This is a genomic window from Haloferax sp. Atlit-10N (assembly GCF_003586325.1).
GTDB lineage: Archaea > Halobacteriota > Halobacteria > Halobacteriales > Haloferacaceae > Haloferax > Haloferax prahovense.
On sequence record NZ_PSYX01000014.1, the window covers coordinates 1 to 26,891 of the forward strand.

Here is a 26,891-nt window from a genome sequence, read left to right on the forward strand (position 1 = left end):
CTGCCACGCTTCACCACGGTCCGATCGATCTGCCCAGAGTTCGGTCGCCCACGCGAGTGCCAACGGCAGTGCGATGATCACAACGAACGCCTCGATGAACGGGCCGGCCTCGATGAACTCGGCCACCTGCTGGCCCATAAAGAGCCAGAGGTACAGCGGGAGCAACAGCAACTGAACGAGCATCAGTGCCGGTGTTGCGGCAGTGATTTGCTCGGCGTCACCACCCGCGAGATCCGTGAACGTGATGACGTAGTCGATACACGGCGTCAACAACACCATGAACGCCCCGACGAGGAGTACTGGCTTCTGGGGCAAAAATCGGGTGAGGCCGAACACGACAACCGGGACAACCACGAAGTTCATCCCGAGGGCAGCCGCCATGAAGCGGCTGTTCCGGAACGCCCGTCTAATCCGAACGAATGGAATCTCCAGAAACGTCACGTACAATAGCACCGCGAGGACGGGGTTGATAAGCGGTTCCAGAATGGAACTCGTGCCCGGCAGTCCAAGACCGACCCCAATCGCAATGAGGACGGCGACAGCGTACACTCCGACCTGATTGTGCTGAATCCACTGTTTCGAGAGTCGTGTCATAAGATAGTTACTGTCATTACTGAATTGTGGTTTCGAGGAAGAGCAGGATTCCAAGAAGCGCCAAGCCAGGTGCAGCAACGTATCGAACGAGTTGCTGGCCGTCGGGACCATTGTCGGGATACCGGGCAGCTGCGCTTGGGTGAAGCACGAACAGGAATCCGGCATCGACGAAGGACAACCCAAGCTCTCTCATTATCGCTAATTTGGGACGACAGGTCTAAGTTCGCATCGATAGCTCTCTGGTGGCTGTCAATGCTCGACCCTCCCAGAAGGTGGACTAGTTGCTTCCCGAAATAAGACCCATAACGAGAAGACACTGACAATTTGCCACGACCGATCAAGTGTAACGTCGGTGCCAAACATCACTATTGCCGAGGACGATCATGCTGTTCGAGAGCCTATCGAATCTCGGCGAGCGTGCCGTTCGTGGTGTGCTCATCGATCCACTGCTGATGATCCTGGCCTCGTCGAGCCTGCTCGAGGATATGCTCAGCGACTTTGGCTACTGCGAACCGCTCTTTCGCCCGCTGTGAGGAGTTGCAGATCGGACACTCATCTTCGACGGAAGTAGTCATGCGTAGTGTTCCTCCAGATAGTCGACGATATCGTCGCTTTCGTACATCGTGACGTCACGCTGATGGTCAACCAAGAACGGAATCTGATCCTGTCCACCTAGCGTTCGGAGTTCGCCGTGAGTCTATTCGTTCCGCGTCTCTCCTGCAGCCGTTCGCGGGTTGTGAATGACGTAGGAGACACCGAACACGGTCAACGCTTCACGGACTTTCTTCGAGTACCCACAGCCCTCCGCCTGATAGAGTTCGAGCATAAAATAGAGTACGTGGTTAGACTTCTGCCGGGAGTCGGTCATCGATTGCTTCGACGATGAGTTCCAGGTCAAGGTCGGCCCCGTGTACCTCTTTGTCCCAGATGGTCTCGCCATCGGCGGTCACGACCAATACCCCACCGTGGCCAGAGGTGAGGGTGATCCCGTCCAGATCCTGGCCGAACTCGTTCAGAAGCCGCGTCTGGGTTTCAATCGCGGGCTCGAGCAATCCACACGGTACGCAGTATTCGATTTCGATTGCGGTCATACCTACTCTCAACTCGGAACGGAATCGCCGTAAAGCTAAGACAAGGGTTCTCTGACCCAGTTAGCGCGAACTAACCAAGTCGGCGATCGATGGGATGCCAGATGGCGTCGAAATCAGTCATCAAGACAATGAGTCCCATCGCTCCGAGGAGGACGCTGAGGTTCTTCCAGTCGGGTCCGACGTACAGGATCGCCACGAGCATCACCGGTATCAGGGAAATCGCCGCGATTCGTTCCCCAACGCCGATTAGGAGGAGTGCGACAGCTCCCACTTCGATGAGTCCGGCAACGACGACCATCAGTGCAGGAGCAGGCATCCCGATGGCGTCGAAAAACGAGACTGAACTCCCGTAGGTGACGACCTTGCTCAGAGCCGGTTTAGCAACGAGTGCGATGAGGACGAGCCGAAGCCCAGTGGGAACCCACTCTGGGACGGACTGCCGTACCGACTCGATACAATCGACAAAGGTACGTTCCATAGTGGGCAGTACCTTCAGACCGCGAATAAGCGTCAGCGAAGCTCACACTGAGGAGATACTGTATCCTGATCAGATTAGGAAACCGCACCTACTCCTGTATGATAACTTAGTAACATAGTAATAATAGGTCCACATACACTACCGCTAGAGACGAATGAGCAGAGCAATCGAAGACGAAGAGTGCGTTGCGTCGTGGTGTGCTGACGACGACTGGTGTACGGTGACGTGTACAGCCCATCTCATCGGGAAGAAATGGCATCCGGTGATCGTCCACCGACTGCTTGCACAGGGTCCGCTCGGGTTCAATGCGCTCAAAGACGAGATCGAGTCGATCTCCAGTACCGTGCTCTCGAACAGCCTCGAGGATTTGGAAGACAATGGTCTCGTGAATCGAGCGATCGTGAGCGAGAAACCGTTCCGGGTGGAGTACTCCCTGACCGAACAGGGTGCCTCGCTCGAACCCGTAATCAAAGCGATGGACGCCTGGGGCGAGGAGTACCTCCAGGATACGTCCTGTAGCTAAGATCGGTCTCCTTGTGCTGAGCTCGGTATAGGTCTGCGCTCGACGATTCAGGCGACCGCAGAGGAGGGTTATCATCCCCTGAAGGGGGCGGGGAAATCAAACGTCCCTCCAGAGGTGAACCGTCCACCCCGGTTACCGTGTTCTTACGGTAGATACGTCACTTCAGTCGGCCGGGATGATGGCGGTCGATTGGTCGGGCTGTCGGGCTGCTTGGACCGAGTAGATCAGGCTCCCGGTGAAGAGGACGAAACTTCCAACAATGAATACCGCACTGAGCGGCGAGGCAGTGTCGACGAATACCCAGTAGAGAGGAGCAGCAATCGAAGGGCCGGCAGCAAGCACCGCAATCTTCGCGACAAGTGGCCCACAGCACCCACACGTACACGTCCCGACGATTGCAGCACTTCCGGTGGTCCCTTCGGTCATTCCAGCCTTTTCCTCGACGCGCCAGTGGCGGGCGATGAGAGCGGCGTTCAGCCCGATGAGTGCGCTCAGCATCCCGACGACGATGACTTGACCCGGTGACAAGGCCAAGAAGAACGGGATATGTAGGAACGGAAGGTGCGGAATTGCGATTTCGAGAATCGGCCACGAGACCAGCTGGTAGACTGCGGGCAGAACGATGACGGTCACCTCTTCGGGGAAGCCTTCCTCGGGGAAAAACGAGAGGTATCCCGTTATTGAGACGAAAAAGAGGGCTAATACGACACCGACGCCGATGCCGAAGCGACGCGCAACCGGATCACGCATGACTGCGCGAATAACACTCCCTGCGTCCTTCCAGACGATATATCCGACTAGGATTGGCGTGCCGAGGACGATAGCGTACCCAAGTGGATGAGTATCGCTTGCCATTCCTGGAAGGAGGTAAGGATATGAGATCCACAATCCCATGAGGATGCCGAGGAACGTGTACCGTGGGCGCGATGGCCAGCGGAGCCACCCAACGACGAAGCTCACGACCACGATGCCTAAGCCACTCAGTAGGGCCAGTGGCTGATACCACGCCCGGGGGAACGGCATCGAACCCGCAGTATATGTCAGATCCGGGGAGAGTCCTTCGAAGAGAACTGCTCCGAGCGCAGTGATTGCGATCCCAACGAAGACGCCGTAAAGGGCCGTTGTCGGTGTGATGCGGTCTGTCCGTTTGAGAAGAATGAACCCACCGAGAATAATGGCACCGACGAGAGCAAGAATAACACCATGCCCTTGCGAGAGCCCACCGCTTCCGGTTGTACCGTGGGCGGACGCGACTGGAATCTGTGTTAGCGTAAAAATCGCGGCGAGAAGTACAGAGAGTGGTCGAACAGACCCGATTCGAGTGGTCTGTCCACGGGAGGATTCCTCCCGTGATTGACGCTCTTCCGGTGACATTATTCGGTCTTGGACAGGAAGCCACTTCTACCTGACTGATTCACTTCCGATATCTGGATCTGACTGTCATCGTACCATCCTAAGTGTGGAGATATCCGCCTCCGAAAGTATGACTGGCAGGGTGCATCCACAGCGATACAGTGCGGACCCCCGACCACTTAGTGGTGGAGAGAAGCGCGCACGCTCCGTACGACAAATCCACCAACAGTGACAGGATCGACTCCCCTCATACTGGCACAGAACCTTCGAACAATCGATTTCCCGGTGGTTGAGTCACTAGTTCAGCAGGGAATGATCCGGCACCCACTAGCCATCAGTTAGTTCTGTCCGACTGAGATCGTCGGAGGGCTCTCCACCAATTGGTTCAAAAGATATAATTTTGTATACCATATAGTTTTATTAGACATGACTAATTCTAGCGTAGGCAGATGAACTATCGATCCGGATTAGAGACGAAGGTATCCGAAGGGGCTCAGATATGGAACCGTCGGGGTGAGAGTGGTGCTTGAAGAACTGATCGTCAACCTAGTCGGAAGAGATCCAGTGCTCCTAGGACTTGTCGGCGGTATCTTCATTGCCTCTCTGAATCTTCTGGGCGCGTTGCTCGTGCTCGTCTGGCGAAATCCGACAGAGAAGTCCTTAGATACGATGCTCGGTTTCGCTGCTGGCGTGATGCTATCGGCGAGCTTTACCAGCCTCCTCCTTCCAGGTATCGAATTCGCTTCTGAAGCTACATATCGTGGCGTGAGCGTTGCTGGGTTCGAAATTGCCGGGATCGTCCCGGTGCTGATCGGATTCTTCCTCGGAGTCGCTGTCCTTGATCAGGGAGAGCGCTGGGTCCACCAAGTCGGTCCGATCATCAGCAATCGCCTCGTGGATGACGCCCAGACCGACGGTGGCACCGTCACCTCAGACGCACAGAAGAGCGACTCAAAAAACACTGATTCTGGACCAGTGACGCCCGCGCGTTTGACGTCGATCCTGCTCTTCACTGTTGCCATTACGCTTCACAACATGCCCGAAGGGCTTGCCGTCGGGGTCGGCTTCGGATCGGGAAACATCGAGAATGCGGTGTCGTTGATGCTCGCAATCGGCATCCAGAACATCCCCGAGGGATTCGCCGTGTCGGTCGCCGCGCTCAACGCAGGGCTCGGGCGACGCTGGTACGCGGCGGTCGCGGGTGTCCGGGCCGGAGTAGTCGAAATCCCCCTCGCGCTATTCGGCGCGTGGGCTGTCGTCGTCGCTGCTCCTATCCTCCCGTACGCCATGGGATTCGCTGCGGGCGGGATGCTGTACGTGATTGGGGACGAAATCATTCCCGAGACGCACTCCCACGGGTACGAACGAGTTGCCACGCTCGGCTTCTTGGTCGGGGCGGCAGTGATGCTCACCCTCGACGTGGTCCTCGCGTAACAGTTCCCGTACTACTTGTTCTCTACGTTCCTCAGCGCCAGCTACCTCGAACTGCAACCTGCTTCAGAAGAGCTTCGAGACGAGTATGCCACGCTCTTGACGGTCAGCGGACGCGTCGAAGTCGACTTCGTACCCGGAGAGTACCAGCTGTCGTACCTTGAAGATGAGGACTACGAGAACCCGATGGGAACGTTCCACTACCGCCCTAACACTGATGCGTTCTACCTCCACGTCGTCATCCAGAAAGAAGTAGATAAGCGAGACGGCGACCGAGTTCTCGGCATAGATGTGAACCTGAAGAACAAAGACAGGATTAAGGTCTTTAACCCGTTTTTGGGGTTCTGACTGTACTCTGCTGTACAGAACGTACTTAATTAAGTGCTTGTGTTGGCTTCACCTTGGGGTCAGGCCCCGAGACACTTGCCTTACTTATCTGTAGAGATCACCCATTGTTTGATAAGCTCGTTCACGTTGTAGAAGAGGATTCCAACTGACACGAGGGTTGTGACAAAATAAATAATCAATCCTGGTGGGCCACCAATCGATGTGCCAATTGCACCTCCCCCGAACCCAACAACGGTAAGCTCAATCCACGTTACAACGATACGAGACAGCAATCGGGGCTCCGAACTGGACTGTGTTGATGTCATCGTCTCAGGTCACCATCATCACGAACCGATGTTGATCTTCTATTTTGACCTGTCCACTCAAACTAGCGACACGCTGTTTTCTGATTATCTGTCTCATCCGTAGGTCTCCTCAGTTTTGACTGGACCACTGAACGCGGAATAAAGCACGACGAAGTACCCGATCACAATTGGGAGCAGCACGCTCGCCATAATCGACATGAGATTGAGCGGAAGCGTCGAGATGATCGCATCTCGGATAGTGAGTCCTGCGGTCTGGTCGACGAAGGGGAACAGAAGGATAGCGACGACCCCTACGAGTCCGAAGGCGAGTGCGGCTGTCGCCGCGAACGCGGCGTAGTACCGGTTTCTACGAAGCGCGACGACATAGATTCCTGTCAAGGTTGCAGTAAGGATCACAAGTGCGACGATGAGAGGAGATCGGAACGAGGAGCGCAGCCCTGGCTCGGTCACGTATATTGCTCCGAGAGTGATGATCGCTCCACCAAGATAGCCCACGGCAGCTCTGACGCCGTAGTTCCGCATCTCGTCTCGTAGCGCGCCGCGGGTTTTCAGCCCGAGGAACGCCGCCCCGTCGACGATCGTGAGAGCGAGGACTGTGACACCACCGAGGACCCCCACTGGGGTGATGAGACCAGTCGCTCCGACCAGCCAGTTTATCACGAACAACCCCAGCAGAAACGGCGTCACGGTACTCCCGATGACGAACGAGTAGCCCCAGAGTGTCCGCCAGCGGTCGTCTTCACGCTCTTCGTACATTTCTGGGGCGAGTCCTCGAAGACCGAGTGCGGCGAGAATCGCGAACATCAACAGATAGTATCGACTGAAGAGATTCGCGTAGACGGACGGAAACGCCGCGAATAGTGCCCCTCCGAAGACGACGAGCCAGACCTCGTTCCCGTCCCAGAACGGACCGACAGCCGCCAACAGCTGTTCTTTCTCGTGGTCGTTGTCACGGGTCGCAAACAGGACGCCCACGCCGAAGTCAAAGCCGTCGAGAAAGAGGAACATCCCGAAGATGAAAAACAACAGCGCGAACCAGAGCTCGGCGAGCGGCAATCCGAGTAACGGCTTCGTAGCCAGCGATCCGATGTTAGTCACCAGACGTCACCTCTGACTCTGGGACACAGGTAACGTCACTCAGCGTAAGTTCGTCTTTCGATGGTGGCCCCGTTCGGATGATACGACCGACAACGTATGTGAAGAGGCCCAGTAACAGGATGTATCCGGTAACGAATCCGACGAGTGTGAACGTCGCTTCTGCGCCTGTGAGATTAGGCGAGACGCTGGCACTCGTCTTCATTACTCCCTGAATGACCCACGGTTGTCGTCCGACCTCGGTGACGATCCAGCCGACCTCCACGGCGACGAATCCCAGGAGCGAAGACGCCATCAACGCCTTGTGTAACAAGTCGTCCTCGAAGAGTTCGCCGCGCCACCATCGATAGGCACCCCAGACGGCCAGCAGAATGAACCAGAAACCGAGGGCGACCATGATCCGGAACGCCCAGAAGACGATCGCCACAGGTGGGGCTTTCGTCGAGAAGGATTCGAGGCCGCGTATCGTTGCCTGTGGATTTCCGCCGCTCGCGAGCCAGGATGCGCCACCCGGGATGCCGATGCCGAATAGATCTTTCGTCCGTGGATTCAGCAGGTCGTTGACGTCCGTGGGGAACGCGACGATATACTCGGGGACGTAGGAGTCGGTTTCCCAGACAGCTTCCATTGCGGCGAACTTCTGAGGTTGGGTTTCGGAGACGTGGCGAGCATACTCATCTCCTTGGATCACTTGCAGTGGGGCTGTGATGAGGAGTACGACGAGCGCGATTTTGAGCGACTTCTCCCAGACGTCGATGTGTTCAATCGGGTAGCCCCAGACGTGGTGTCGGAACACGTAGTAGGCGGCAACCCCGGCCATAAAGAGTGCGACCGACTCGACAGCCGCGTTCTGCATATGAATGAACATATACGAGAATCTTGGAGTGAGGTACGCCGCGACGGGGTCGGTGAGCTTCACAATCCGCTGACCGTTCTCCACGACGATTTCGAACCCACGCGGAGTCTGCATCCACGAGTTCGCGATGAGAATCCAGACGGCCGAGAGCCATGTACCGAGTCCGACGGCAAGACTCGACAGGAAGTACAGACGGTCCGAAACACGATCGCGGCCGAAGACGAAGATACCGAGAAACGTCGCTTCGAGCATGAACGCCATCATCCCCTCCAAGGCGAGTGGGCCGCCGAACAGCTCCCCCGCGGTCGTCGAGAACGCGGCAAAATTCGTTCCAAATTCGAACTCGAGGACGAGGCCGGTCACCGTTCCAACGACGAAGCTGACCGCAAAGATGCGGGTCCAGAATCGACGGAGCTGTTCGTACACTGGCTGTTTGGTTCGAATCTCTTTCCATGTGAAATAGATGAGAAACGGTGCAAGTCCCATACTCATCACTGGGAAGATGATGTGAACGATGGTGGTGAGCGCAAACTGGAGTCGGCTCGCAAGAACGGGATCAACCACCGGTCTCACCTCGGCAGATGTCGCTAGTGGTCTGAACGATGATTCGCAGATTGGGTGAAAAATGGACCGTCCTCGGATAGAATGCCATCACTCCGACTTTGCGACTGCGGTACGTCAAACGAAGGCGGTGTCCTATGTATTGGGAATCCGCCCTCGGCCCTTATACCGGGGGGTTTGATATGTGGGCATGGAACGTCGACAAGTTCTCAAGACAGCCGGAGTTCTCGCAACAGGCGGCGTGACCAGTCTCGCAGGATGTAGTAGTTCAGGAAACGGTGATGGTGGCGGTGAGCCGACTACGACCGAGACAGAGGGGACAACTGGCGATTCGAGAGAGGAGACAACCGGCGGCTCAGGGGGGTCGAATACGGTCATGATGGTCACCGAGGGTAGCGAGTATTATTTCGACCCGATTGGTCTTTTCGTCGAATCTGGTGATACCGTCACGTTTGAAATCCAGAGTGGGAGTCACTCGGCGACCGCCTACAAAGAAGGAACGAGCACAGCCTCGGTAAATCGGATTCCCGAGGGAGCAGAACCGTTCAATAGCGAAATTCTAAGCGAACAAGGCGCGAGCTACGAACACACGTTCGAAACCACGGGGACGTACGATTACTTCTGTATCCCGCACAAGTCCCTGGGGATGGTCGGTCGGATCGTCGTCGGCGAACCCGGCGGTCCCGCGGAGGGGAGTATGCCGCCGGACGGAGACGTTCCTGAAAGCCAGACCATCGTCGATAAAGGCAACGTCTCGTACAGTGAGTTCACGGAATAATGCTGCCTCGAATTCTTAGCATCCGTATAACCAATTAGAATCTGTTCAGAGATTCTACCGTGACAACCAAGGCCTATCTCCGTGTGTTTTTCGTCATCGTCATCGGATTATCCAGTATTGGCCTAGCCTACGGATACACAGTTGGGGCAACCAACGATACCTTCGAGAGCCACCTCACGAATCAAGGGGTTGCGAACCCACAGCAACAGGCCGCCGAACCCCGCGGCAACATCACGGTCATCGCGACTGATTCGAATTCGTGGCGAGGTGAGGCGAGTAGCGGGCCTCGTGCCCGAGCGGAGCTCGTCGGCTTCAACCCGGACGGAAGCATCCTCTACTACAACGACTCACACACGCGGTACTGGGACGTCGATCCGGTACCTGAAACGAGAACCACCGTTGAGTATATGTTTGCGGACCACCTCGAGCCGTCGGCATGTCCGGACACCAGTAACTTCGCCCAGCGCCGAGTTGACGAGGGGGTCTGGAACGAATACGAGGCTGCTCGCTCGACCAACGCCTGTACGCGCAACGGATATGAGCGAGTCAACTTGACGACCGGCGAGGTGACGCGCGTCTGGAGCGAAACCACTCCTGGGAAAGAAGCAACACGCTACCACGATGCCGACCGGCTCAACGAGACACACTTGGCTGTCGCGGATATCTACCTCGACCGGGTATTCGTCGTGAACACCACCTCCGGCCAGACCGAGTGGACGTGGAACGCCAGCAACGGGTTCACCCGGGATACGGGTGGTCCGTACCCCGAGGACTGGACGCACATCAACGACATCGAGGTACTCGAGGATGGTCGACTCATGGTGAGCGCCCGTAACCAAGACCGGGTCGTGTTCCTCAACCGGAGTGGACTCATCGACGAGTGGACGCTCGGTGCGGAGGACGACTACAGTATCCTCTACGAACAGCACAACCCGGACTACATCCCCGAGGCCAACGGCGGCCCCGCGGTCCTGGTCGGGGATTCAGAAAACAACCGCGTCGTCGAGTACCAACGGACGGAAGACAGGTGGGAACAGTCGTGGGTGTGGCGAGACGCGCGGATGCAGTGGCCACGGGACGCCGACCGACTCCCAAATGGCCACACCTTGGTAACAGATTCGAATGGGAATCGTGTATTCGAAGTTGACAAACAAGGAGAGGTTGTCTGGAGCGTCAATATCGCCTTCCCATACGAGGCCGAACGTCTCGGGACTGGAGACGAGAGTGCAGGTGGCCCAAGTGCGACGCAAGCAAATCTTGACTCACGGACGGGCAGTTTGAGTGACCGTGTCCTGACTTTCGGTAAACAACTCATCCCCGGGAAGTACTTGAATGGCCTTATGTACATCACACCGGTCTGGATGGGGTTCGTAGAAGTGTTTGAACTCGTGATGCTCCTCGGTACTGGCCTCCTCTGGGGTGGAGTTGAGGTAGTCTGGAGACGCCAGGGTTGATACTCAGATGTCTCCTTCGGTCACAGTGAGAAGGCGAACGTTCATGTCCTCAACGAGAAACTGAGCGAAGTAAAGGAAGCACACGGCCTGACGTGGTGGGGACTCGTCATTCAGGGTGCGAAAGCACTGGACACCGAAGGGCCACTGTAGGTTGAGGGGTACTGTGTACGAACGCGATTCCTCCCTGTCCTAAAGGACGGGGTTTCTTCGCTACCGCAAGATGAGGAATTCCGAGTGGTGGCTACGCGGAGTAGCCGGCGTACTCCATGAGCTGGTTGAAGATGTCCGTATCCATGACGGACCGATAGACCACGCCGGTGAGCATCCCACCAGGATAGAACGTGTCGTTCAGGACGTGGTTGACTTTATGACAGTGCATCAAGTAGACGCCTGGGTCTGCATCGGCAGTGAATTCGATCGTGTGTCGTTCAGCGGGAGCGACGTTCGTGACGTCCATATCGTGGCGGGCAGCCTCCGGAATCGTTCCACCGTCCTTTTCGATGCGCTGGAAGCGGTGGTTGTGGATGTGCATCGGGTGCGACATATACCCGCCGTTGACGAGGTGGATGCGAACTGAGTCGCCCTCTTCAACGATGATCGGTGACCCTTCTTCAGGGTGTAGCGTTCGGGGTGCGCTCTTCCCGTTGACGGTAAACACGTCCGGGTTTCGACTGGCTGAATTGTACGTGAAGTCTACCTCACCGGCCCACTTCCGCGGGATTCGTGAGTCCCAGTCCTTGATTGTCATGAAGTATTCGCGGTCCGCCGGTTCGTAGCCTTCGGGATCAACTCGGTAGATCCCGTACATACCCATGTCGATATGCCGGTGGGTCTGGAAGTGACAATGGTAGAAATGCGTTCCAGGGACGTTAGCGGGAATCTCGTAGGTGTGTGTCTCCCCTGGCGGGACCTGAATTCCGGTCGTCGTCGGGACGCCGTCGTTCTTCCACGTCTTGCGAACTCCATGGAAGTGAATCGTGTGGGGACGTCGGCCGTCGGTGTTATCGAGTGTTACTTCCATCGCGTTACCCTCATTCGTTCTGAGGATTGGACCGGGGACGCTAGGGTCGTTGTTGTCAGCCTGAAATGCCCAGACGCGTGGGAATTCGACGGGGCCGCCCATCGTATTGAGTGGGTGGACCGCGTGTCGGGCTTGCTGAGTCCGCATGGTCACTTCGCCGCCCTGCTCGTCGACGTTGACGACTGTTGGAGGACTGGTGTAGGGGAGATCGGGCGAGTCAGTCTGTGACTGCGTCGGCGTATCGGTCGTTGCTGCTGGCTCGTTGGCTCCGCCCGCTGCGCAGCCGGCTACCGACGCAATACTGGTCGCGCCAGTTGCTGCGAGAAACTCACGTCGGGACAGTCCGGTTCCGGGAGCGCCGAAACGTGTAGTCATGATACAATCGGCATTTTGATTGGCCTAAACATAGGGTGACTGCGGAGTCCCAATTCACGGGATAGCGCGTGGATATGTTCGGCGAAAGCCGAATAAGGATAGCAGCTTTTCTCCCATATTTGTTTAACGGTATAATCTCGAAATTAAGGCTAGAAAGTGGTTAGAGTTTTAAAGTCCGCCCGTCGCCGTCAGATAGGCTCCTGCAAACTGCACCGCGTTATACGTCCCGTGAATCACAGCCGGTACTGCGAGGTTGTCTGTGTACTCGTACGCTACTCCCAGAACTAGGGCCAGGACGAATGCGATACCGATGTACACCAGTTTGCCTTCCCCTGACAACGAGAAGAGATGGATAGATGCGAACAGAGCGCTTGCGAGGATGATTGCACGAGCGGGATGGAGACTTTCACGTAAGGTGCCCTGTACGAGGCCCCGGAATAACAGTTCTTCTCCTGGACCAACCAGCAGGAATTGGAGCGGGATCAGAACAAGGAATACACTCGGATTTTGCTGCCCGACCTCGGCGATCTGGTTCTGGGCCGAGTTCAGACCAAGGGCCGTGATTACAGAAGATGCCACAAAGAGCAGGCCTAAGAGCGCAAAACTCCCTCCGACAATCACCGCCCCATCACGTTTGCTAGGTAGACGAACTGGAACGAATCCGAATCCGAGACCACGGCCTTTGAGATAGAGGACGGCAATGCCCCCAAACGCCACCCCTTGGAGCAAGAACGTGCTCAAAATCACTCTGAGGGCTGGACGCGACGCGAGGTCGACTCCGAACAGCCTGATGACCGCCGCGACGGCAAAGATTACGATACCCCCCGCGGCGTATGGTCCGTACGTGAGACCAATAGCCGAGGCGACAGATTGGAGGCGAGATGTCGACGACATTAATCAGACGTGGTTGTAGGGCTCTACCCTACAAGTTGGCTTCGATAGGTCGATTTCGGCGCTATTCATTCCAAGATATCTCCTGGTAGTGATTTTGTTCATGGCTGACGTTCAGGTTCGACGAGGTTCGATCCAACGAGGACTGTAAGCTTGAAAAATGTAATTTGGATAGGGACTCCAACTCACGGTGTGCCGAGTTGATGTCTCGGAGACAAAGTGTTAGGCCGGATTCCCAGTGAGTGGGACTCCGCCAATTGCTCATTGAGGAGCCGTCCCACGGCACTATTAAGATGGCCCATGGTTTGTAGGGAAAACCACTATACTCCGACATGATGACTCCTCAAGAATATACTCGGGAACGGCCGATAGATGAAAGAGACCGTGACGTGAAGTCTACCAACGACAACACATGTCCCGAGTGTCAGGGACATATTATCCTGAACAGCGACAGACATGAAGCGACCTGCGAAAGCTGTGGGTTGGTTTTTGAAGACGATCCAATCGACCACGGCCCGGAGTGGCGTGCGTTCACGTCGGACGAACGCGATGAAAAGAGTCGGGTCGGTGCTCCGACGACGCAGCTGATGCACGACAAGGGCCTGAGTACGACTATCGGCTGGCAAGACAAGGACGCCTACGGACAGGCCGTCTCCGGTCGCAAACGCGCTCAGTTTCAGCGCCTTCGGACGTGGGACGAGCGGTTCCGGACGAAAGACGCCCACGAGCGGAATCTCAAGCAAGCGCTCGGAGAGATCAGACGCATGGCATCCGCTCTGGGACTTCCGGAATCGGTTCGGGAAACGGCAGGCGTTCTGTACCGGCGAGCTGTAGAGCAGAATCTGCTCCCTGGTCGCTCGATCGAGGGTATGTCGACGGCGTCGTTGTACGCGGCTGCCCGACAGCACGGAATGCCACGACCGCTGACTGAGTTCGCCGACGTCAGCCGTGTCGAGAAAATCCGGGTCCAGCGAGCGTACCGATATCTGTCCCGAGAACTTGGGCTAGAGATCAGGCCGGAGGACCCCATGCAATATATCCCACAATTCGCGTCATCGCTTGATGTGAGCGACGAAGCAGAACGGCGCTCTCGAGAACTGCTTGGGGTAGCTACAGATAATGCCGTCCACAGTGGGAAGAGTCCGGCCGGGTTGGCGGCTGCCGCTCTGTATGCTGCGACCCACCTCACGAACGAGCAGCTCACACAGGAGATGGTGAGTAAAGTCGCCCACGTGAATCGAGTCACGATCCGGAAGCGATACCAAGAGCTTCTCGAGGTGTACGCAGAGCATGACTGACCGGATAGCCCCTGACGGACGGAATACAGTTACAGATGTACCAATGATACGTTATCTACTATGAACGGGTTCTCAATACAGACCGAGATCGAGGTATTGAAACTGCTCGTTGACGAGTCACCTTGCCATGTGATGGAGATCACTAACGCCGTCGATGGACACCCGATCACCATTGACCAAACGTGTGCTCACCTCCATAGTGAGGGCTGTATTGTTCCACGGGGTAGAGGTCTCTACGACATCACAGACGCAGGCGAACAACGACTCGAAATTGAGCACGATTCATAACCGCTTCACAACTGTGTCACCATGTCTACCTTCTTTCAATGGACCGGCTGTCATGACTTTGCAACCACGATCCCGGCCGAATTTGTGGCTTCGATGGGGTGTCTCGCAAACAATCGGACACCATATCCCGAGGAACACGTATTCTCGAATAATGGGAGATAATCCAGTGTCGTCTGAGGACACTCCGGAGTTACAGGAAGTCCTTGATGCGCTGGATGACCCCGCGTGTCGGGCTATTCTCCGGGAAACGATCGAACCAATGACTGCGAACGAACTCCTTGACGCATGTGACATCCCCAAGTCGACGCTGTATCGAAAATTAGAACTCCTCAGTTCCGCTTCCCTCGTTCGAGAACAGGAGACGATCAACCCCGGAGGTGGACGGGTTACCTACTACGAGCGGTCTTTCGAGGATGTCACGATCTCTATGGACGACACAGGTACGTTTTCGGTGAGTGTCGATCGACCGCCGCAATCTACCGACAAACGGCTTGCAGATATCTGGTCGATGATGGGGGACGAAGTATGAACGGCGTCATCACGGCGATTGCAGTCGTCAAGTTAGTAATCTTGCTCCTCGGTGGCGGGATTACCTACATCGCGTTTAAAGCCTATCGACGTACGGATGAGGACTCGCTACGCGTCCTTGGTGTCGGTTTCGGTATTATCACACTGGGGGCGGCCTTGACCGGGGTAGCTAATCAGTTCTTTTCTGTCGGATTGGCCCTCGGCGTGCTCATCAACAGCCTATTCGTCGCCTCTGGCCTCGCAGTCATCATGTACTCCCTGTATATCCAGAAATAAACCCCGTTCGAATATTGCCGTTCCTGATACCTGTCGGGTAGATATCTGATCTATTCGATTGGGTGTGGTCATAGCCATCGTTAGTGGGAGTGATTCGTCGTACCGACAGGGTCGGTATCGGGGTCGGCACGCCCGACGAACTCGACGGTTGCGTGGTCGATTCCTCGATCCGTGAGATGATCGTGAACCCGTGACTGGATGGTCCGTTGCTCCTCAAGTGTGGTCGCCGTATCTGTCAGCCGGACGGTTGCGACGGTGAGTTGACTACACACCTGCCAGATGTGGAGATCCTCAATCTGGTCGACGCCATCGAGTGTCGTCAATTCACCTCGGAGTTCTTCGGACGACACCGGGCTCCGTTCCAGCAGTATCGAGGTGCTTTCCCGGAGGACGTTCCCGGCTGACGCGAGCACCAGCAGCCCGATGAGTACGGCCGCCACAGGGTCTGCGATGGGGAGGTCGAACACTGCGACAGCGGCGGTCGAGACGATTACCGCAACAGACCCTCCGGCGTCACCGAGCAGATGGTAGAACGCGCCCCGTTCGTTGAGGCTCATTTCGTCACCCTGCAAGACGTACACTGAGCCGACGTTGACCAGAAGGCCACCTGTCGCGATGAGTAACGTGAGTACGGGATCGATTGCGACCGGGTCCAAGAATCGTTGATAGGATTCCCAGAGGATGTACCCGACCATCGGCACTAGTAGTACGCCGTTTAGAAATGCGGCAACTGGTTCCAGTCTGTGTAGCCCGTAGGACCATGACTCGCCGCCTTCGAAGCGCTCGGCGGTGTAACTCGCACCGAACGCCATCGCATACGCAAGCATATCGAACAGCATATGGAGTGCGTCGCTGATGAGGGCGACAGATCCGAATAGAAGCCCGCCAGCCAACTCAACTACGAACCCGATGAAATTGACGACCGCGACGAGCGCAAGCCGGCGGGTACTGCCTCCTGTCTCAGACGGGGGTTCGTGCTCTGCCGTATCCTCTTGTGTATGCTCGTGGAGCGTCATAAATTCACTTTGGAGGGAGATTTATTTCGAATCTGAGGGCTCTGATGATTCCTGAGTGAACTCCTGCGCGCTGTCTTCAGTCGCCAACGTCGAATCTTCCGCCGATGGTTCAGTACGAACCGAGGGTTCAGACTCACTATCGTGTCCCTCAGGTACTGTGTCGAACTGCTCTGATTCCTCGATGAGGGATGTGTCCTGGGCGGAGGGTCCAACGAGGTCAAGCGGACGAAACCAGATGAACCAAACGACAAAAATGGTTGTGCCATAGCCAACGATCCACACGAGGTCAGCTACGGTAGAGAGGTTCGCCTCTTCGAGGGTGTATACTAGTAAACCGGGACCGATGAGCCCAACGAGCACAAGGAGGACGGCAAACTGTGGAGACGAGAGCCCGAACGGGTATCTTTGCTGATCTGACTCCGTATGGGATGTTGCGTTTCCCTCGTTCTCTGCACCCATCTTACCCCTCCAAAGCGTTAGTTTCGGTATCTGTACCCGGCGTGATACGAGAGAGGCGCATCGCGTTCCCGGTGACACCGAGCGTCATCCCCGCGTCCCCGACGAGAACAGCTGCCCAGATAGGCACAAGGCCAAAGGGAACGCCCACTGCGAGGAGCCCCTTGGCGCCGAGGCTCGTCCAGATGTTCTGCCGAATCACGCTGTTTGCGTCGTGAGAGAGTTCATATAGATACGGCAGCTTCGAGAGGTCGTCGCTCATGAGCGCGATATCTGCCGTTTCAAGCGCGGTATCCGTTCCGGCCGCGCCCATCGCGACGCCCACGGTCGCCGTCGCGAGGGCTGGCGCATCGTTGACGCCGTCGCCGATCATCGCAACCCCGTCGTACTGTTCGTCGAGTTTCTTGATTGCCTCGACCTTCTGATCAGGCAGGAGTTCCGCCCGGAACTCGTCGACACCAACTTCGTCGGCGATCGCTCGTGCGGTCCGTTCGTTGTCTCCAGTGAGCATGATGATGTGCTCGACACCGAGGTCGTGGAGTCGCTGGATCGACTGCTTCGCTGCGGGCCGTATCTCATCGGCCACGGCGATTACGCCCTCGAGTTCGTCCTCGGTGCCAACGAGCACGACGGTCTTGCCCTGTGACTGGAGTTCGGGGACAGTCTCCTCGAGGAGGTCGAGACAGCCATTGCGCTCGCACATTTGACGGCTCTTCGTGGTGACGACACCGCCATCGGTCGTGGCGTGGACGTGCGCGAGATCGAAGCCCAGTTCTTTGAAGAGACCAGGCTTGCCCGCGTAGTGCTTATCGCCGTCGAGGTCGGCCTCGACGCCCTTTCCGGTGATACTCTCGAAGTCGTCGACTGTTGGTGTCCCGATGTCGCTCTCCTCGGCAAATTCGACGATCGCTTCACCGATGGGATGTTCCGACCGCGATTCCAGCCCTCGGGCACATCGGAGGACGTCCCCCTCGCTGTTGCCATTGAGCGGGACGATGTCCGTGACCGTCAACTCGCCTTTCGTGATCGTCCCGGTCTTGTCCATCGCGATCGCTTCGACCGCGCCCATCGCTTCGAGGTGGTTCCCGCCTTTGATGAGGACACCGTTCTTTGCGGCACTGGTGATCCCCGAGACGACCGAGACGGGCGTCGAGATGACGAACGCGCACGGACACGCAAGCACCAGCAGAGTAAGCCCGTAGACGATGAACGTTGGCCACGACGCGCCGAATAGGAGGGGCGGGATAACCGCCACCAAGATCGCGAAGCCGACGACGACCGGCGTGTAGTACGAGGAGAACCGCTCGACGAACTGCTCGCGTTCGGTTTTGTTCGCCTGGGCGTCTTCGACCATCTGGACGATACGGGACAGCGTGTTGTCGCCCGCCTCAGAGGTAACCTCGACCTCGAGATACCCCTGTTCGTTAATCGTGCCGGCGTATACCTCGTCCCCCGGCGTCTTGTCGACGGGGACACTCTCGCCGGTAATGGGGGCCTGGTTGACGGCACTTTCACCATCGAGCACGTCTCCGTCCATCGGGATCTTTTCACCTGGACGCACGACGACGATGTCACCGGTATCCACGTCGTCGACGGGAACCGTCACCTCTTCGCCGTCCCGTTTCACCGTCGCTTCGTCCGGAGACAGATCCATCAACTCTCTAAGGGAGTTGCGTGCGCGGTCCATCGAATAGCGTTCGAGGAGTTCAGCAATACTAAACAGGAACGCGAGCGTGGCGGCCTCGAAGTAGAGTGACTCGCCGAAGACGAGACTGGCGATGATGGCACCGCTGATGGCGATGCTCATCAACAGGTCGATGTCGAGGTTACGGTTTAGCGCAGAGTAGTAGCCGTTACGGAAGATTACCTGGCCAGCGGTTCCAACGGCGACGAGGAAGAGGACATCTGCGATGAGTAGCTCGCGGCCGACGATTTCAGCCACGAGGATGTTCTGGCTGGTGACGAAGAACTCAAAGAGGAGTCCAAGCGCGACGAACCCACCGCTAATCCACGTTTTGATCGCCCGCGAGCTGGTCCAGATACTCTCGCGGTCGTCAGTGGAATCGCTTTCAGCGCCCGTCTCGGTCGCGGTCGAGTCGGTCACATCGTAGCCAGCGCCCTCGATTGCACTGACGATATCAGATGGTGAGAGCGACGTCCCATCGTACGTGACGAGTACTTTCCCAGTCGTCGGCTGGGTATCGTAGCTCGAAATGTCGGCGAGAGCATCGAGGGCGTTCTCTATTTTTCCAGCACAGGAGGGACAGTCCATCTCCGGGACTGAGAACGCCGCGGTCCTTTTTCCTTGGTCCTCAACCGTGTATCCGGCTTTTTCGACGCGCTCGGCAATCGTATCTGGCGTCGTTTTCCCCCCGTCGTAGGACACAGAGAGGGTTCCTGTCGTCACTTGCGGATCGACGCTATCGATTCCGTCCAGCTTTTCGACGCTGTTTTCGACCTTTCCTGCACAAGATGGACAGTCCATCTCCGGGACGGAGAACTGTGCAACATCTCCTTGGTCTATCGATGGGACAACGTCACCCTCTTTTTGTCCTGTGTGCTGGACGTGTTCGTGATCATCGTGATTGTGATCATGTGTATGACCATGGTCGTGAGAATCCGCTTCGTGGTCGTGGGTGTGATCCGGTGGTTCACCACTTCCGTCGTGGGATTCCTCGTCAGGTGAGGTCATTACATTCCGCTAGCCACTACAGACTTATTAAATCGGCTGCTATCAGACGGCATTCTAATGGCAATAGTTAATAAAATAATAGGGCTGAATTGTTATTTCTGGCATTGGTTCGGTCTATTCCCGGACCCACATCCGAGTTACTCGATACTCGACGTGTTTTGATCCCGAGGACGAACGTAAGGATTCCAAATAGGATGAACCCGATACTCACCATGATCAACAGACTGGTACTCATCAGACTCATCGCCGTTCCGCCGACGAGAACGGAGAGTAGGATGATGAACGCGATTGCAGTTGTTGCCGTGTTAAATTCTATGTGTGTCAGGTAGTGGAGTCAATCGGATGTCGAGTCTGTCTTTTCAATCGACGTCATCGATTTTCGAGCACGTATCCGCACGAATCCCACCCAGAGAAGTGCGCCGAGGAGGCTGAGGCCGCCCGCGATGGCAATCGACTGTCCGCGAACCGTCGTCCCGGTCTGATTCTGAAGTACCAACGTAATCCCAATGCCGACTAATGCGACTCCTTGCACACCAGCTGCCCGTGCAGGTCGGGAGACGTACCCTGCTTCCGTCAGGATGCCGGCAACCGATCCAACGAACAGCAGGAGGCCAGTGACAGATACGGGACGAAGTCCGAGGACGACACCGACCTCAGACAGTGCTAAGCCGAGGGCAACAAACAGCGGCCACGGGCTCGCTCCGGTGTAGGTTGAATTTGTGTCGGACTCGTCACTCATTGTCGGGTAGTAACGAGAGTTCACTTGTTTCTCTGAGTCCTCTCTTCTGATTACGTTCACTCCGAGACGCCATCGGTCGTCTCCAGGGGACACCCACTGCAGACATCCGTTGGCACACTCCTGACGACCGAATGTGGGCGTGGTGGCTCTCAAATTGAGTGGCCATTACCGGAGCTACGGCCACGAACATAATAAACCGACTGTTATCGCGTCGCCCGATTTTTCCTGATGAAATCAATTCGAACGCTATCAATTAATAACCCAACCCGAACAAGAGTGTTCTTACACTATCGGCTACAATCAACCAATATGGGCGATACGGTACGTACTCTGAGTGGAAAGCGAATCTTTGGACTCGTCATACTCGTCGGGATCGCCGTCGGAGCTGGACTCGGATTAATTATTGGAACGAGCTCAAAGATTCAGCACATTTCTGTTCTTAATTCCGTACTCTTTCATCCGACACCACCGAGTATGGCACTCTATGGAGCAACAGCAGCGACACTCGGGCTCGGTGTGATTCTTGGTATTGTACTAGTTCTTTCTCGCTTTGACGAATCAAAGGTGTAACTCAATCCCACATAGTATCTTGCCGTCAAGTGATTTTATACAGTTGCTCTGCTTGTGTCCTCCAATGTGCATCTACTGCGACGCCTACGAAGAAGACCACGGAGAGGAGAGCCAGCCATCGGTCGAGCCCAACCACTCAGAACCAAAGGCCACCTCCCCGCCGTCAAAAGGAGTGTTTGAAAAACTTCGATCCTCGATAGCAGATCTGTTGTAACCGACGATCTCCGTCTATTGGTGGTGCCACGTAGCTTAATGCTCGATGGGAGAGGTCCGAACGTCAAACCAGAACGGTTTCAACGCTGAGTGAGAGATGGTCAAATAACAGCGTTCGAGCTTATGTCATACGTAGGCACTACTATTCCACGGAGCGAATCACCCGCGAGTAGGTGCGATTACTGTGGACACCCGTTTCCAACGACTGATCGCCTCGTCCTCCACAAAGGCTTAGAACATCCCCAGCAGCTGGATGCTGACGAAAAAGACACATATCTCTCTGCTCGATCAGACGAAGAAGACGAGTTACGCACACTACGGATAAAGGCACTCGGAGCCCTCGTGCTCCTGTATTTCGGTCTTCTAAATACGTATGCCATCTTCGCCTGACTCAAACACGACCTACGAACGATGCAGCGAGGGGCACACACAGTCTTGTCCAGAGTTGAATCTTTGTAATTGGCTTGTCTCGAATACTAAGTTCAGACTCTTCATCCTGTTTGTAACGTGGGTTTCAATACTGATACTATTCACTGAGACAGTCGCTGCCGGGAACGGAATGACGCTCTCGAAGCAGTCACGGGATACCCTTGCTATCCCCCGATGGTTGTACCTTGCCACTGGAGGCGCCACTATCGGAGCCTCTGCCCTACTTACGAGCTTCGTCACTGACCGGGCATTTATCCGCTATCTCCACAACTGGTCGCTCCCCGGTCCACGAGTCAACGATTGGTGGACGCCGTTGGTATGGGTTGGTCGTGGACTCGGAATCCTCGTCCTCGGACTGGCAATATATCTGGGAGTAACGGGGCCACAGCTTCCGACAGCAAGCTTCACCATCCTCGTCACGTTCGTTGTCGTTCGGGCAGGCTTGCCGATGCTCACGTATCTCGGGGGCAATCTCTGGCCGGTGCTGAACCCGTGGCGAGGGATTGTCTCGCTGCTCCCAACTGGATACCGAACGTATCCAGAAGAATTAGCCCGATGGCCAGCTGTTGGTGGCTTATTACTCCTCGTGTGGCTTGAGGTGATCTTTCCCGTCAGCACAATTCCGACAGCACTTTCGATTGCGATCCTCGGTTACAGTGCCGTCACAATCGCAGGCGCGGTACTCGTCGGTCCCGATGCGTGGTTCGAGAATGCAGATCCGATATCTGTCCTGTTCCGGTTCTTCGGGGCAGTCGCTCCTGTAAAACGGCGGGACGGGAAGCTCACCGTAAAACTGCCCGGTAGCGACCTGACGGACTCCGACTTAATTACAGATACGTCCGATGTTGCGTTCGTCATTGCGCTAATCTGGGAGCTCACGTACAGTGGCTTCATCACGACCGGGACGGGTGCAGCAACTATCGAGACACTCGTTAGCCTCTCCAATATTGGAGTGGGCGCCGTACAGACCCGTGCCATCCTCATCTACACACTCCTTTTCGTCAGTGGCTACGTTGTTTTCTTCGGCGCGTATTGGTATGCGGGCGTACTCTCTCGGCGACGGACCGGGACATACATCACAGCGAAACGCATCGCTTTTCGGTTTGCACCCTCGCTATTGGCCATCGCAGCGGGATATCACCTCGCTCACTACACCGGACTGGCCGTGTCTCTCAGTCCGGCTCTGTGGATGGCGATTGTCTCCCCACTGTCACCCCCAGCCAACCCCCTGACATTGTCTCCACCGGGATGGTTCGAGGGCTTGAGTATCGCCTACGTGCTCGTCGGGCATCTCTTCGCCATCTGGGCAGCGCACGCGACCGCCTACGAACTCTTCTCGAGTCGTCTCGTCGCAATCCGGAGCCAATACCCGTTCGTTGTTGTGATGATCGGTTACACCGTCATTAGCCTCTGGATTCTCTCACTTCCTGGTGCGACACCCCCATATCTACCCTGATTCTGGTGGTTTCGAGGGTCCAGCCGGTCGCACACTGACTGACAGACGCCGTCTCTCGGAACTTTACTCAACAGTGAATTCGATCGGCTCCATGTCGATGAACGCGGTTTCGTAGCCATCGTGCCGCGCCAGTTGGGGTGGTGTCTCTACGGTGATTCTGACCGTATCACCCGAGTTGAGTTCATCAAGACCCATCCCATAGAAACTCCCGAGGTCGGGGTCGATGGACGCCTGGAGTGTCCCTTGTGCGATTGTGTCTCCTCCTCGGTTGAGTGTTGCTAACAGAGCCATCCTCGGGAGCATCACCCGATTGTAAGGTGTTCGAGGAGAGACAATCAGGAATGGGCCTTCACTATCACTAAACCGATGGTCACCGTCAACGAGAGCAATGAGCATCGTCGCGTCACCGGATTGCCCTTCGTGGAGTAGTTGACCAGGAAGCTCGGATTTTGTCGGTACGACCGGTTCAGGGATCATTTCCATATCCATTAGATCGACTGTCCCACGGGTGCCCGCTTTTTCCCCTAACCGACGAATCTCTAAATTGTACGTCTCATCGGTATCGAACGTGAACTGCATCGTGGCTGATTTTCCCTCAGTAAATCGCCTATCGAATGGATTCGTACGAGCTGTCTGCAGCGGGCCGACTTGGAGTGTCACATCGTACTGTCCCTCTCCCGGCAGTGCAATATTGTCGCCGTAGTGGAACCCCATATTCGGCGAAATCATCGGCCAGAGGTTGGTTGAGGACACTTGACCGTCGCTGTTACTGATTTCGACAGAGACGTCGACTGGGAGGATCGTCTCCGTCTCGGTGTCCCAGACACTCGCCATCAGATGCACCGAATCGTCGGATTGGACGACGACTTTCGTTTTGCGTGAGCCGGTGAGGTTCCAGAAACGGTGCGGGAACGAGTGCATCAGCGCAAATCCGATGTCACCGGCTGTCGTCGTCCCATACATTCCCATCCCTTCGACGATCGCGGGATAGTAAACGGCGGCAGGTCGATCCTCCACGAGCGGTGGGTCACGCCACGCAGACTGCGTCTCGAACCCGAGCCGACCCAGACAACCAGACAGCAGCAGTCCACTGGAGAGTGCGGCGCCCTGTGTGAAAAACGTTCGTCGGTTCATCTTCTCATCTGTGATGCTATGTTTGGTTGGTTCATATCAATTTGCGCCCGCTGTCGTCAACCGGAAGTGCCTGTAACTGCCAACCTGTGAAACCTTACACCAGGCGAACGACAAATCCAGCGAGTACCAGCAGTGAGACAACGCCAAGTAACGCCACCAGTAGCAGGTGCTTCTCTTCCATAGGTTTGACTTCGAATAGGATTCTAAAGACACCTTTGGAACTACAACGTCATCTGCACGTTTGGCATATCAACGAAGGCCATCTCGTATCCTTCATGACGGGCCGTCTGCGGCGGTGAATTGACGTCAATTGTCAACACATCTCCTGTCTGTACATCTGCGACCGTTGCTCCGTAGTGGTAGCGGAGTTCTGGGTCGATGGTCGCCTGTAGAGTTCCGTTGAACACCGACGTATCGTCGCGTTGCAGTGTCGCCGAAAGCGACATCATCGGGAGCATCGTTCGATTGTAGGGGGTACGTGGGGAAACAGCGAGGTACTTCTGCTCTTCGTCACCACCGAAACGCGACGCGTCATCAAGGATCGTAACCACAAACTTCGCGTCCCCGTTCGTCCCCGATCCACGGACGTCGCCGGGGAGTGCATCTGGCTTCGGCACCTGCGAACTCGGCAACATCGTCATATCCATTAGGTCGACAGCACCTTTCGTGCCTTCCTTATCGTCGGGGATGTCGGTATACGAGATCTCATCTAGCGTCGATTGGCTGAATTCGAACTCGAATGTGAACGATGCGTTCCCCTGATTCTCGGCCAGCGACCCCGTCCGTCGCGTCGACGGCCCGCCGATGCTGACCTCGACAGTGTATGTCCCGTCGCCCTGGAGTTGTGCATTATCGCCGAAGTGAAAGCCCATCGGCTGGGAGAGCATCGGCCACGGCGCGAACTGGTCGACTTGCTCGCCGTTCTGCGTGATCGTGAGCTGTGGATTGATGTCTGGTGGGATGATTCCTGTCTGAGTATCCCAAACGACCGGCATGAGATGGATCGAATCCTCGGGTTGAATCTCGACCTTTGTGAGCCCATTCGGCTTCATCAGCCAGAACCGGTGTGCATATGAGTACGTGAGCGCACACTTGTATCCGCTCTGTTCCTTCATTCCAGGCATCTTCATACCCTCCCAGTGACTCGGATAGTAAACTGCGTCCGGCCGATTCTCGGGAAGCGGTGGTGCTTGTGCCGATTGCGTCTCAAATAGGCCAGTACACCCCGCGAGCCCCACAAGTGACGTGCCCCCGATCGCCTGAAGCACCTCACGACGATTCATGCGTCACCTCCTGTGCGTTCTCAACCGGCTGTGCAGGCGGCAGCGCACGCAACGACCGCGGAGGGACGAAGAAATTGCCGCGACGTTCCGTACGGATGTACTGTAGGATGCCGTTGTTGTTCCGCTGACCGACGGCCGACTGCTCGGTGACATCAGTTCCGTTCATCGCTTCTCTCGTGTGGACGAAATCGATGATCCGTCGCTGGAGTGCTAGGAAGAGGAGGCCAGCAGCGCCATCGTCGGTAGAATCGAAGTCACGTCGAAGGATGAGCGGTGAGTCATCATCATCGCGAGCACGGGCGGACTTTTGAGCGTGGCCGACGACGCCCATCTCACGGGCAGTTTTATCGGTCGGCCGACAGTCGTCGATTTTGCTACTGTCGCCGAGATTGTCGCCTGCACCCTCAACGACGTCGTTCTCGGCGTGATATGGGCAGAACATCTTCGCCTCACGCTGCCAGCGGTCGTCCTGGTTGTACCACTGGTTGAGGTTGAGTTGGAGCTTGGAGATGTGTTGAGTTGTTCCACCGGCGAACGGGCCCGACTGGATCGTCACGCGGTCTTCACTGGCCTGATTCTTCTTGAATCCCGATTTGAATCCCATAAACAGGGGTGCGTCCTCGGGGACTTTGTCGGCTGGAACCCCCTCAGCGTCACCTGCATTCTCCGCCGGTAACCCGTCCCCAATAAAGCCCGTCCGCCGGTCGACGATGGTAAAGACGTCGGTCAAGGCCGCATCGGGTTGTTTGATCCCGTTGAGCGTCAATTTGTTTCCTTTGAGGCCTTCTTCAGCACCGAGCACAACCTGTGCCGTGTTACTCGCGAGATGGACGACTGCGTCCGGCGTATCGAACTCAGGATCCTCGAACGGGGCAAGTGCTTCCGGATCGGGAAGGTCAACACTTTCGGGAAGTGATTCGTCGAATCGGTCGAAGTATGCGGGGGAATAGCTCATCGTGAGCAATAACCCATCACCGCTTCGCTCGTAGGCGTGTTCGATGCCACGGAGAGCTGTTTCAACCTTTTCACGGTCGTCTTCGTTCGGTTGCCCATCCCGTCGGTAATTCAGATAGAGAAGCACGCGATGGCTCGGAGCGACGACGTTCCCATGGTCGTCCCGTGGCAGGGCTTCATTCCAAGCGTGCTGTCCCTGTGGATACGACGAGAGATCATCCGGTCCCGTCGGGACATCAACCCCTTCACGGCCCAAACAGGCACTAAACGCCGCTGCACCTCCAATTGCGACGGCCGACTTGAGAAATTCTCTGCGAGGGATACCCCTCTCGTTTGTCATTGCCCGGTGCTAAGTAAGTCGGCCGAAAAACGATTCTGGTTAAGCTCTCGAATACGTCCGTGAGC

The 26,891-nt window shown here is 56.2% G+C and carries 26 protein-coding genes and 1 pseudogene; 10 read left to right on the top strand and 17 right to left on the bottom strand.

Translation table 11 applies throughout. The features are described from left to right. On the bottom strand, positions 1-594 hold a 594-nt coding region (locus C5B91_RS20265; RefSeq protein ID WP_342764877.1), incomplete at its 3' end, for an arsenic resistance protein. Positions 595-610: 16 nt separating this feature from the next. Further along, positions 611-787, bottom strand: coding sequence for a hypothetical protein (locus tag C5B91_RS22165; protein ID WP_158589925.1), 177 nt, complete (start codon positions 785-787; stop codon positions 611-613). A gap of 190 nt (positions 788-977) precedes the next feature. Here C5B91_RS22165 and C5B91_RS22170 point away from each other — a divergent pair, with 190 nt between their 5' ends. Beyond that, positions 978-1,127, top strand: a complete 150-nt coding sequence (locus C5B91_RS22170) for a hypothetical protein (RefSeq protein ID WP_158544190.1) — start codon at positions 978-980, stop codon at positions 1,125-1,127. 38 nt (positions 1,128-1,165) lie between these two features. Here C5B91_RS22170 and C5B91_RS23130 read toward each other — a convergent pair. The 3 genes and pseudogenes from C5B91_RS23130 to C5B91_RS20280 form a co-directional block, all read right to left on the bottom strand. Further along, positions 1,166-1,420, bottom strand: a pseudogene (locus tag C5B91_RS23130) (glutathione S-transferase N-terminal domain-containing protein). 16 nt (positions 1,421-1,436) lie between these two features. Continuing rightward, positions 1,437-1,685: an Rdx family protein gene (locus C5B91_RS20275; RefSeq protein WP_115820169.1), complete on the bottom strand. Its 249-nt coding sequence runs from the start codon at positions 1,683-1,685 to the stop codon at positions 1,437-1,439. A gap of 70 nt (positions 1,686-1,755) precedes the next feature. Beyond that, complete coding sequence (locus C5B91_RS20280) at positions 1,756-2,163, bottom strand: DoxX family protein (RefSeq protein WP_115820170.1); 408 nt, start codon at positions 2,161-2,163, stop codon at positions 1,756-1,758. Positions 2,164-2,317: 154 nt separating this feature from the next. Between C5B91_RS20280 and C5B91_RS20285 the strand changes: the two genes are divergently transcribed. Beyond that, a complete protein-coding gene (locus C5B91_RS20285) occupies positions 2,318-2,686 on the top strand; it encodes a helix-turn-helix domain-containing protein (protein ID WP_115820171.1) in 369 nt (122 codons plus the stop codon). Positions 2,687-2,848: 162 nt separating this feature from the next. Here the strand turns inward: C5B91_RS20285 and C5B91_RS20290 are convergent, their stop codons facing one another. Beyond that, positions 2,849-4,060 carry a hypothetical protein gene (locus tag C5B91_RS20290; protein WP_115820172.1) on the bottom strand — a complete coding sequence of 404 codons (1,212 nt, stop codon included), beginning with the start codon at positions 4,058-4,060 and terminating at the stop codon, positions 2,849-2,851. A gap of 501 nt (positions 4,061-4,561) precedes the next feature. On the opposite strand from C5B91_RS20290, the gene C5B91_RS20295 reads away from it, so the two are divergent. Both C5B91_RS20295 and C5B91_RS20300 read left to right on the top strand, forming a co-directional pair. Then, positions 4,562-5,473, top strand: coding sequence for a ZIP family metal transporter (locus C5B91_RS20295; protein WP_115820173.1), 912 nt, complete (start codon positions 4,562-4,564; stop codon positions 5,471-5,473). A 15-nt stretch (positions 5,474-5,488) separates the two neighbouring features. After that, positions 5,489-5,818: a hypothetical protein gene (locus tag C5B91_RS20300; RefSeq protein ID WP_115820174.1), complete on the top strand. Its 330-nt coding sequence runs from the start codon at positions 5,489-5,491 to the stop codon at positions 5,816-5,818. A gap of 398 nt (positions 5,819-6,216) precedes the next feature. On the opposite strand, the gene cydB is transcribed toward C5B91_RS20300, so the two are convergent. Together cydB and C5B91_RS20315 are read right to left on the bottom strand one after the other, a co-directional pair. Continuing rightward, on the bottom strand, positions 6,217-7,221 hold the full coding sequence (gene cydB / locus C5B91_RS20310) for a cytochrome d ubiquinol oxidase subunit II (protein WP_115820175.1): 1,005 nt from the start codon (positions 7,219-7,221) through the stop codon (positions 6,217-6,219). Further along, a complete protein-coding gene (locus C5B91_RS20315; protein WP_115820176.1) occupies positions 7,214-8,638 on the bottom strand; it encodes a cytochrome ubiquinol oxidase subunit I in 1,425 nt (474 codons plus the stop codon). Before C5B91_RS20315 ends, cydB begins: the two co-directional genes overlap by 8 nt. Before the next feature lie 187 nt (positions 8,639-8,825). Between C5B91_RS20315 and C5B91_RS20320 the strand changes: the two genes are divergently transcribed. Next, positions 8,826-9,413: a plastocyanin/azurin family copper-binding protein gene (locus tag C5B91_RS20320; RefSeq protein WP_115820177.1), complete on the top strand. Its 588-nt coding sequence runs from the start codon at positions 8,826-8,828 to the stop codon at positions 9,411-9,413. Between the two features lie 59 nt (positions 9,414-9,472). Continuing rightward, positions 9,473-10,867 carry an arylsulfotransferase family protein gene (locus C5B91_RS20325; protein WP_115820178.1) on the top strand — a complete coding sequence of 465 codons (1,395 nt, stop codon included), beginning with the start codon at positions 9,473-9,475 and terminating at the stop codon, positions 10,865-10,867. Between the two features lie 241 nt (positions 10,868-11,108). On the opposite strand, the gene C5B91_RS20330 is transcribed toward C5B91_RS20325, so the two are convergent. Next, a complete protein-coding gene (locus C5B91_RS20330) occupies positions 11,109-12,263 on the bottom strand; it encodes a multicopper oxidase domain-containing protein (RefSeq protein ID WP_115820179.1) in 1,155 nt (384 codons plus the stop codon). Positions 12,264-12,431: 168 nt separating this feature from the next. Next, on the bottom strand, positions 12,432-13,157 hold the full coding sequence (locus C5B91_RS20335) for a CPBP family intramembrane glutamic endopeptidase (protein ID WP_115820180.1): 726 nt from the start codon (positions 13,155-13,157) through the stop codon (positions 12,432-12,434). Between the two features lie 332 nt (positions 13,158-13,489). On the opposite strand from C5B91_RS20335, the gene C5B91_RS20340 reads away from it, so the two are divergent. The 3 genes from C5B91_RS20340 (at position 13,490) to C5B91_RS20355 (ending at position 15,544) form a co-directional block, all read left to right on the top strand. Beyond that, entirely contained in the window at positions 13,490-14,452 is a 963-nt protein-coding gene (locus tag C5B91_RS20340; RefSeq protein ID WP_115820213.1) for a transcription initiation factor IIB family protein, read from the top strand. A 439-nt stretch (positions 14,453-14,891) separates the two neighbouring features. Next, positions 14,892-15,269: a helix-turn-helix domain-containing protein gene (locus C5B91_RS20350; RefSeq protein WP_115820182.1), complete on the top strand. Its 378-nt coding sequence runs from the start codon at positions 14,892-14,894 to the stop codon at positions 15,267-15,269. Further along, complete coding sequence (locus C5B91_RS20355; protein ID WP_115820183.1) at positions 15,266-15,544, top strand: hypothetical protein; 279 nt, start codon at positions 15,266-15,268, stop codon at positions 15,542-15,544. Before C5B91_RS20350 ends, C5B91_RS20355 begins: the two co-directional genes overlap by 4 nt. Before the next feature lie 80 nt (positions 15,545-15,624). Here the strand turns inward: C5B91_RS20355 and C5B91_RS20360 are convergent, their stop codons facing one another. The 4 genes from C5B91_RS20360 to C5B91_RS20375 all read right to left on the bottom strand — a co-directional run bounded on the left by C5B91_RS20360 (position 15,625) and on the right by C5B91_RS20375 (position 20,447). Then, complete coding sequence (locus C5B91_RS20360; protein ID WP_115820184.1) at positions 15,625-16,560, bottom strand: cation diffusion facilitator family transporter; 936 nt, start codon at positions 16,558-16,560, stop codon at positions 15,625-15,627. 21 nt (positions 16,561-16,581) lie between these two features. Beyond that, the gene (locus C5B91_RS20365; protein ID WP_115820185.1) at positions 16,582-17,019 is read right to left on the bottom strand and encodes a hypothetical protein; all 438 of its coding nucleotides are present in this window, start codon (positions 17,017-17,019) and stop codon (positions 16,582-16,584) included. 1 nt (position 17,020) lies between these two features. Further along, positions 17,021-19,708, bottom strand: coding sequence for a heavy metal translocating P-type ATPase (locus C5B91_RS20370; protein ID WP_115820186.1), 2,688 nt, complete (start codon positions 19,706-19,708; stop codon positions 17,021-17,023). A 334-nt stretch (positions 19,709-20,042) separates the two neighbouring features. Next, entirely contained in the window at positions 20,043-20,447 is a 405-nt protein-coding gene (locus tag C5B91_RS20375) for a hypothetical protein (protein ID WP_115820187.1), read from the bottom strand. A 1,156-nt stretch (positions 20,448-21,603) separates the two neighbouring features. Between C5B91_RS20375 and C5B91_RS20385 the strand changes: the two genes are divergently transcribed. Continuing rightward, the gene (locus C5B91_RS20385; protein ID WP_119712972.1) at positions 21,604-23,115 is read left to right on the top strand and encodes a hypothetical protein; all 1,512 of its coding nucleotides are present in this window, start codon (positions 21,604-21,606) and stop codon (positions 23,113-23,115) included. 63 nt (positions 23,116-23,178) lie between these two features. On the opposite strand, the gene C5B91_RS20390 is transcribed toward C5B91_RS20385, so the two are convergent. The 3 genes from C5B91_RS20390 to C5B91_RS20400 all read right to left on the bottom strand — a co-directional run bounded on the left by C5B91_RS20390 (position 23,179) and on the right by C5B91_RS20400 (position 26,826). After that, positions 23,179-24,249, bottom strand: a complete 1,071-nt coding sequence (locus C5B91_RS20390) for an iron transporter (RefSeq protein ID WP_115820190.1) — start codon at positions 24,247-24,249, stop codon at positions 23,179-23,181. A 221-nt stretch (positions 24,250-24,470) separates the two neighbouring features. Next, the gene (locus tag C5B91_RS20395) at positions 24,471-25,532 is read right to left on the bottom strand and encodes an iron transporter (protein ID WP_115820191.1); all 1,062 of its coding nucleotides are present in this window, start codon (positions 25,530-25,532) and stop codon (positions 24,471-24,473) included. Next, the gene (locus C5B91_RS20400; RefSeq protein ID WP_115820192.1) at positions 25,519-26,826 is read right to left on the bottom strand and encodes a Dyp-type peroxidase domain-containing protein; all 1,308 of its coding nucleotides are present in this window, start codon (positions 26,824-26,826) and stop codon (positions 25,519-25,521) included. The genes C5B91_RS20395 and C5B91_RS20400 overlap by 14 nt, the downstream gene beginning before the upstream one ends. Positions 26,827-26,891: the final 65 nt, after the last annotated feature.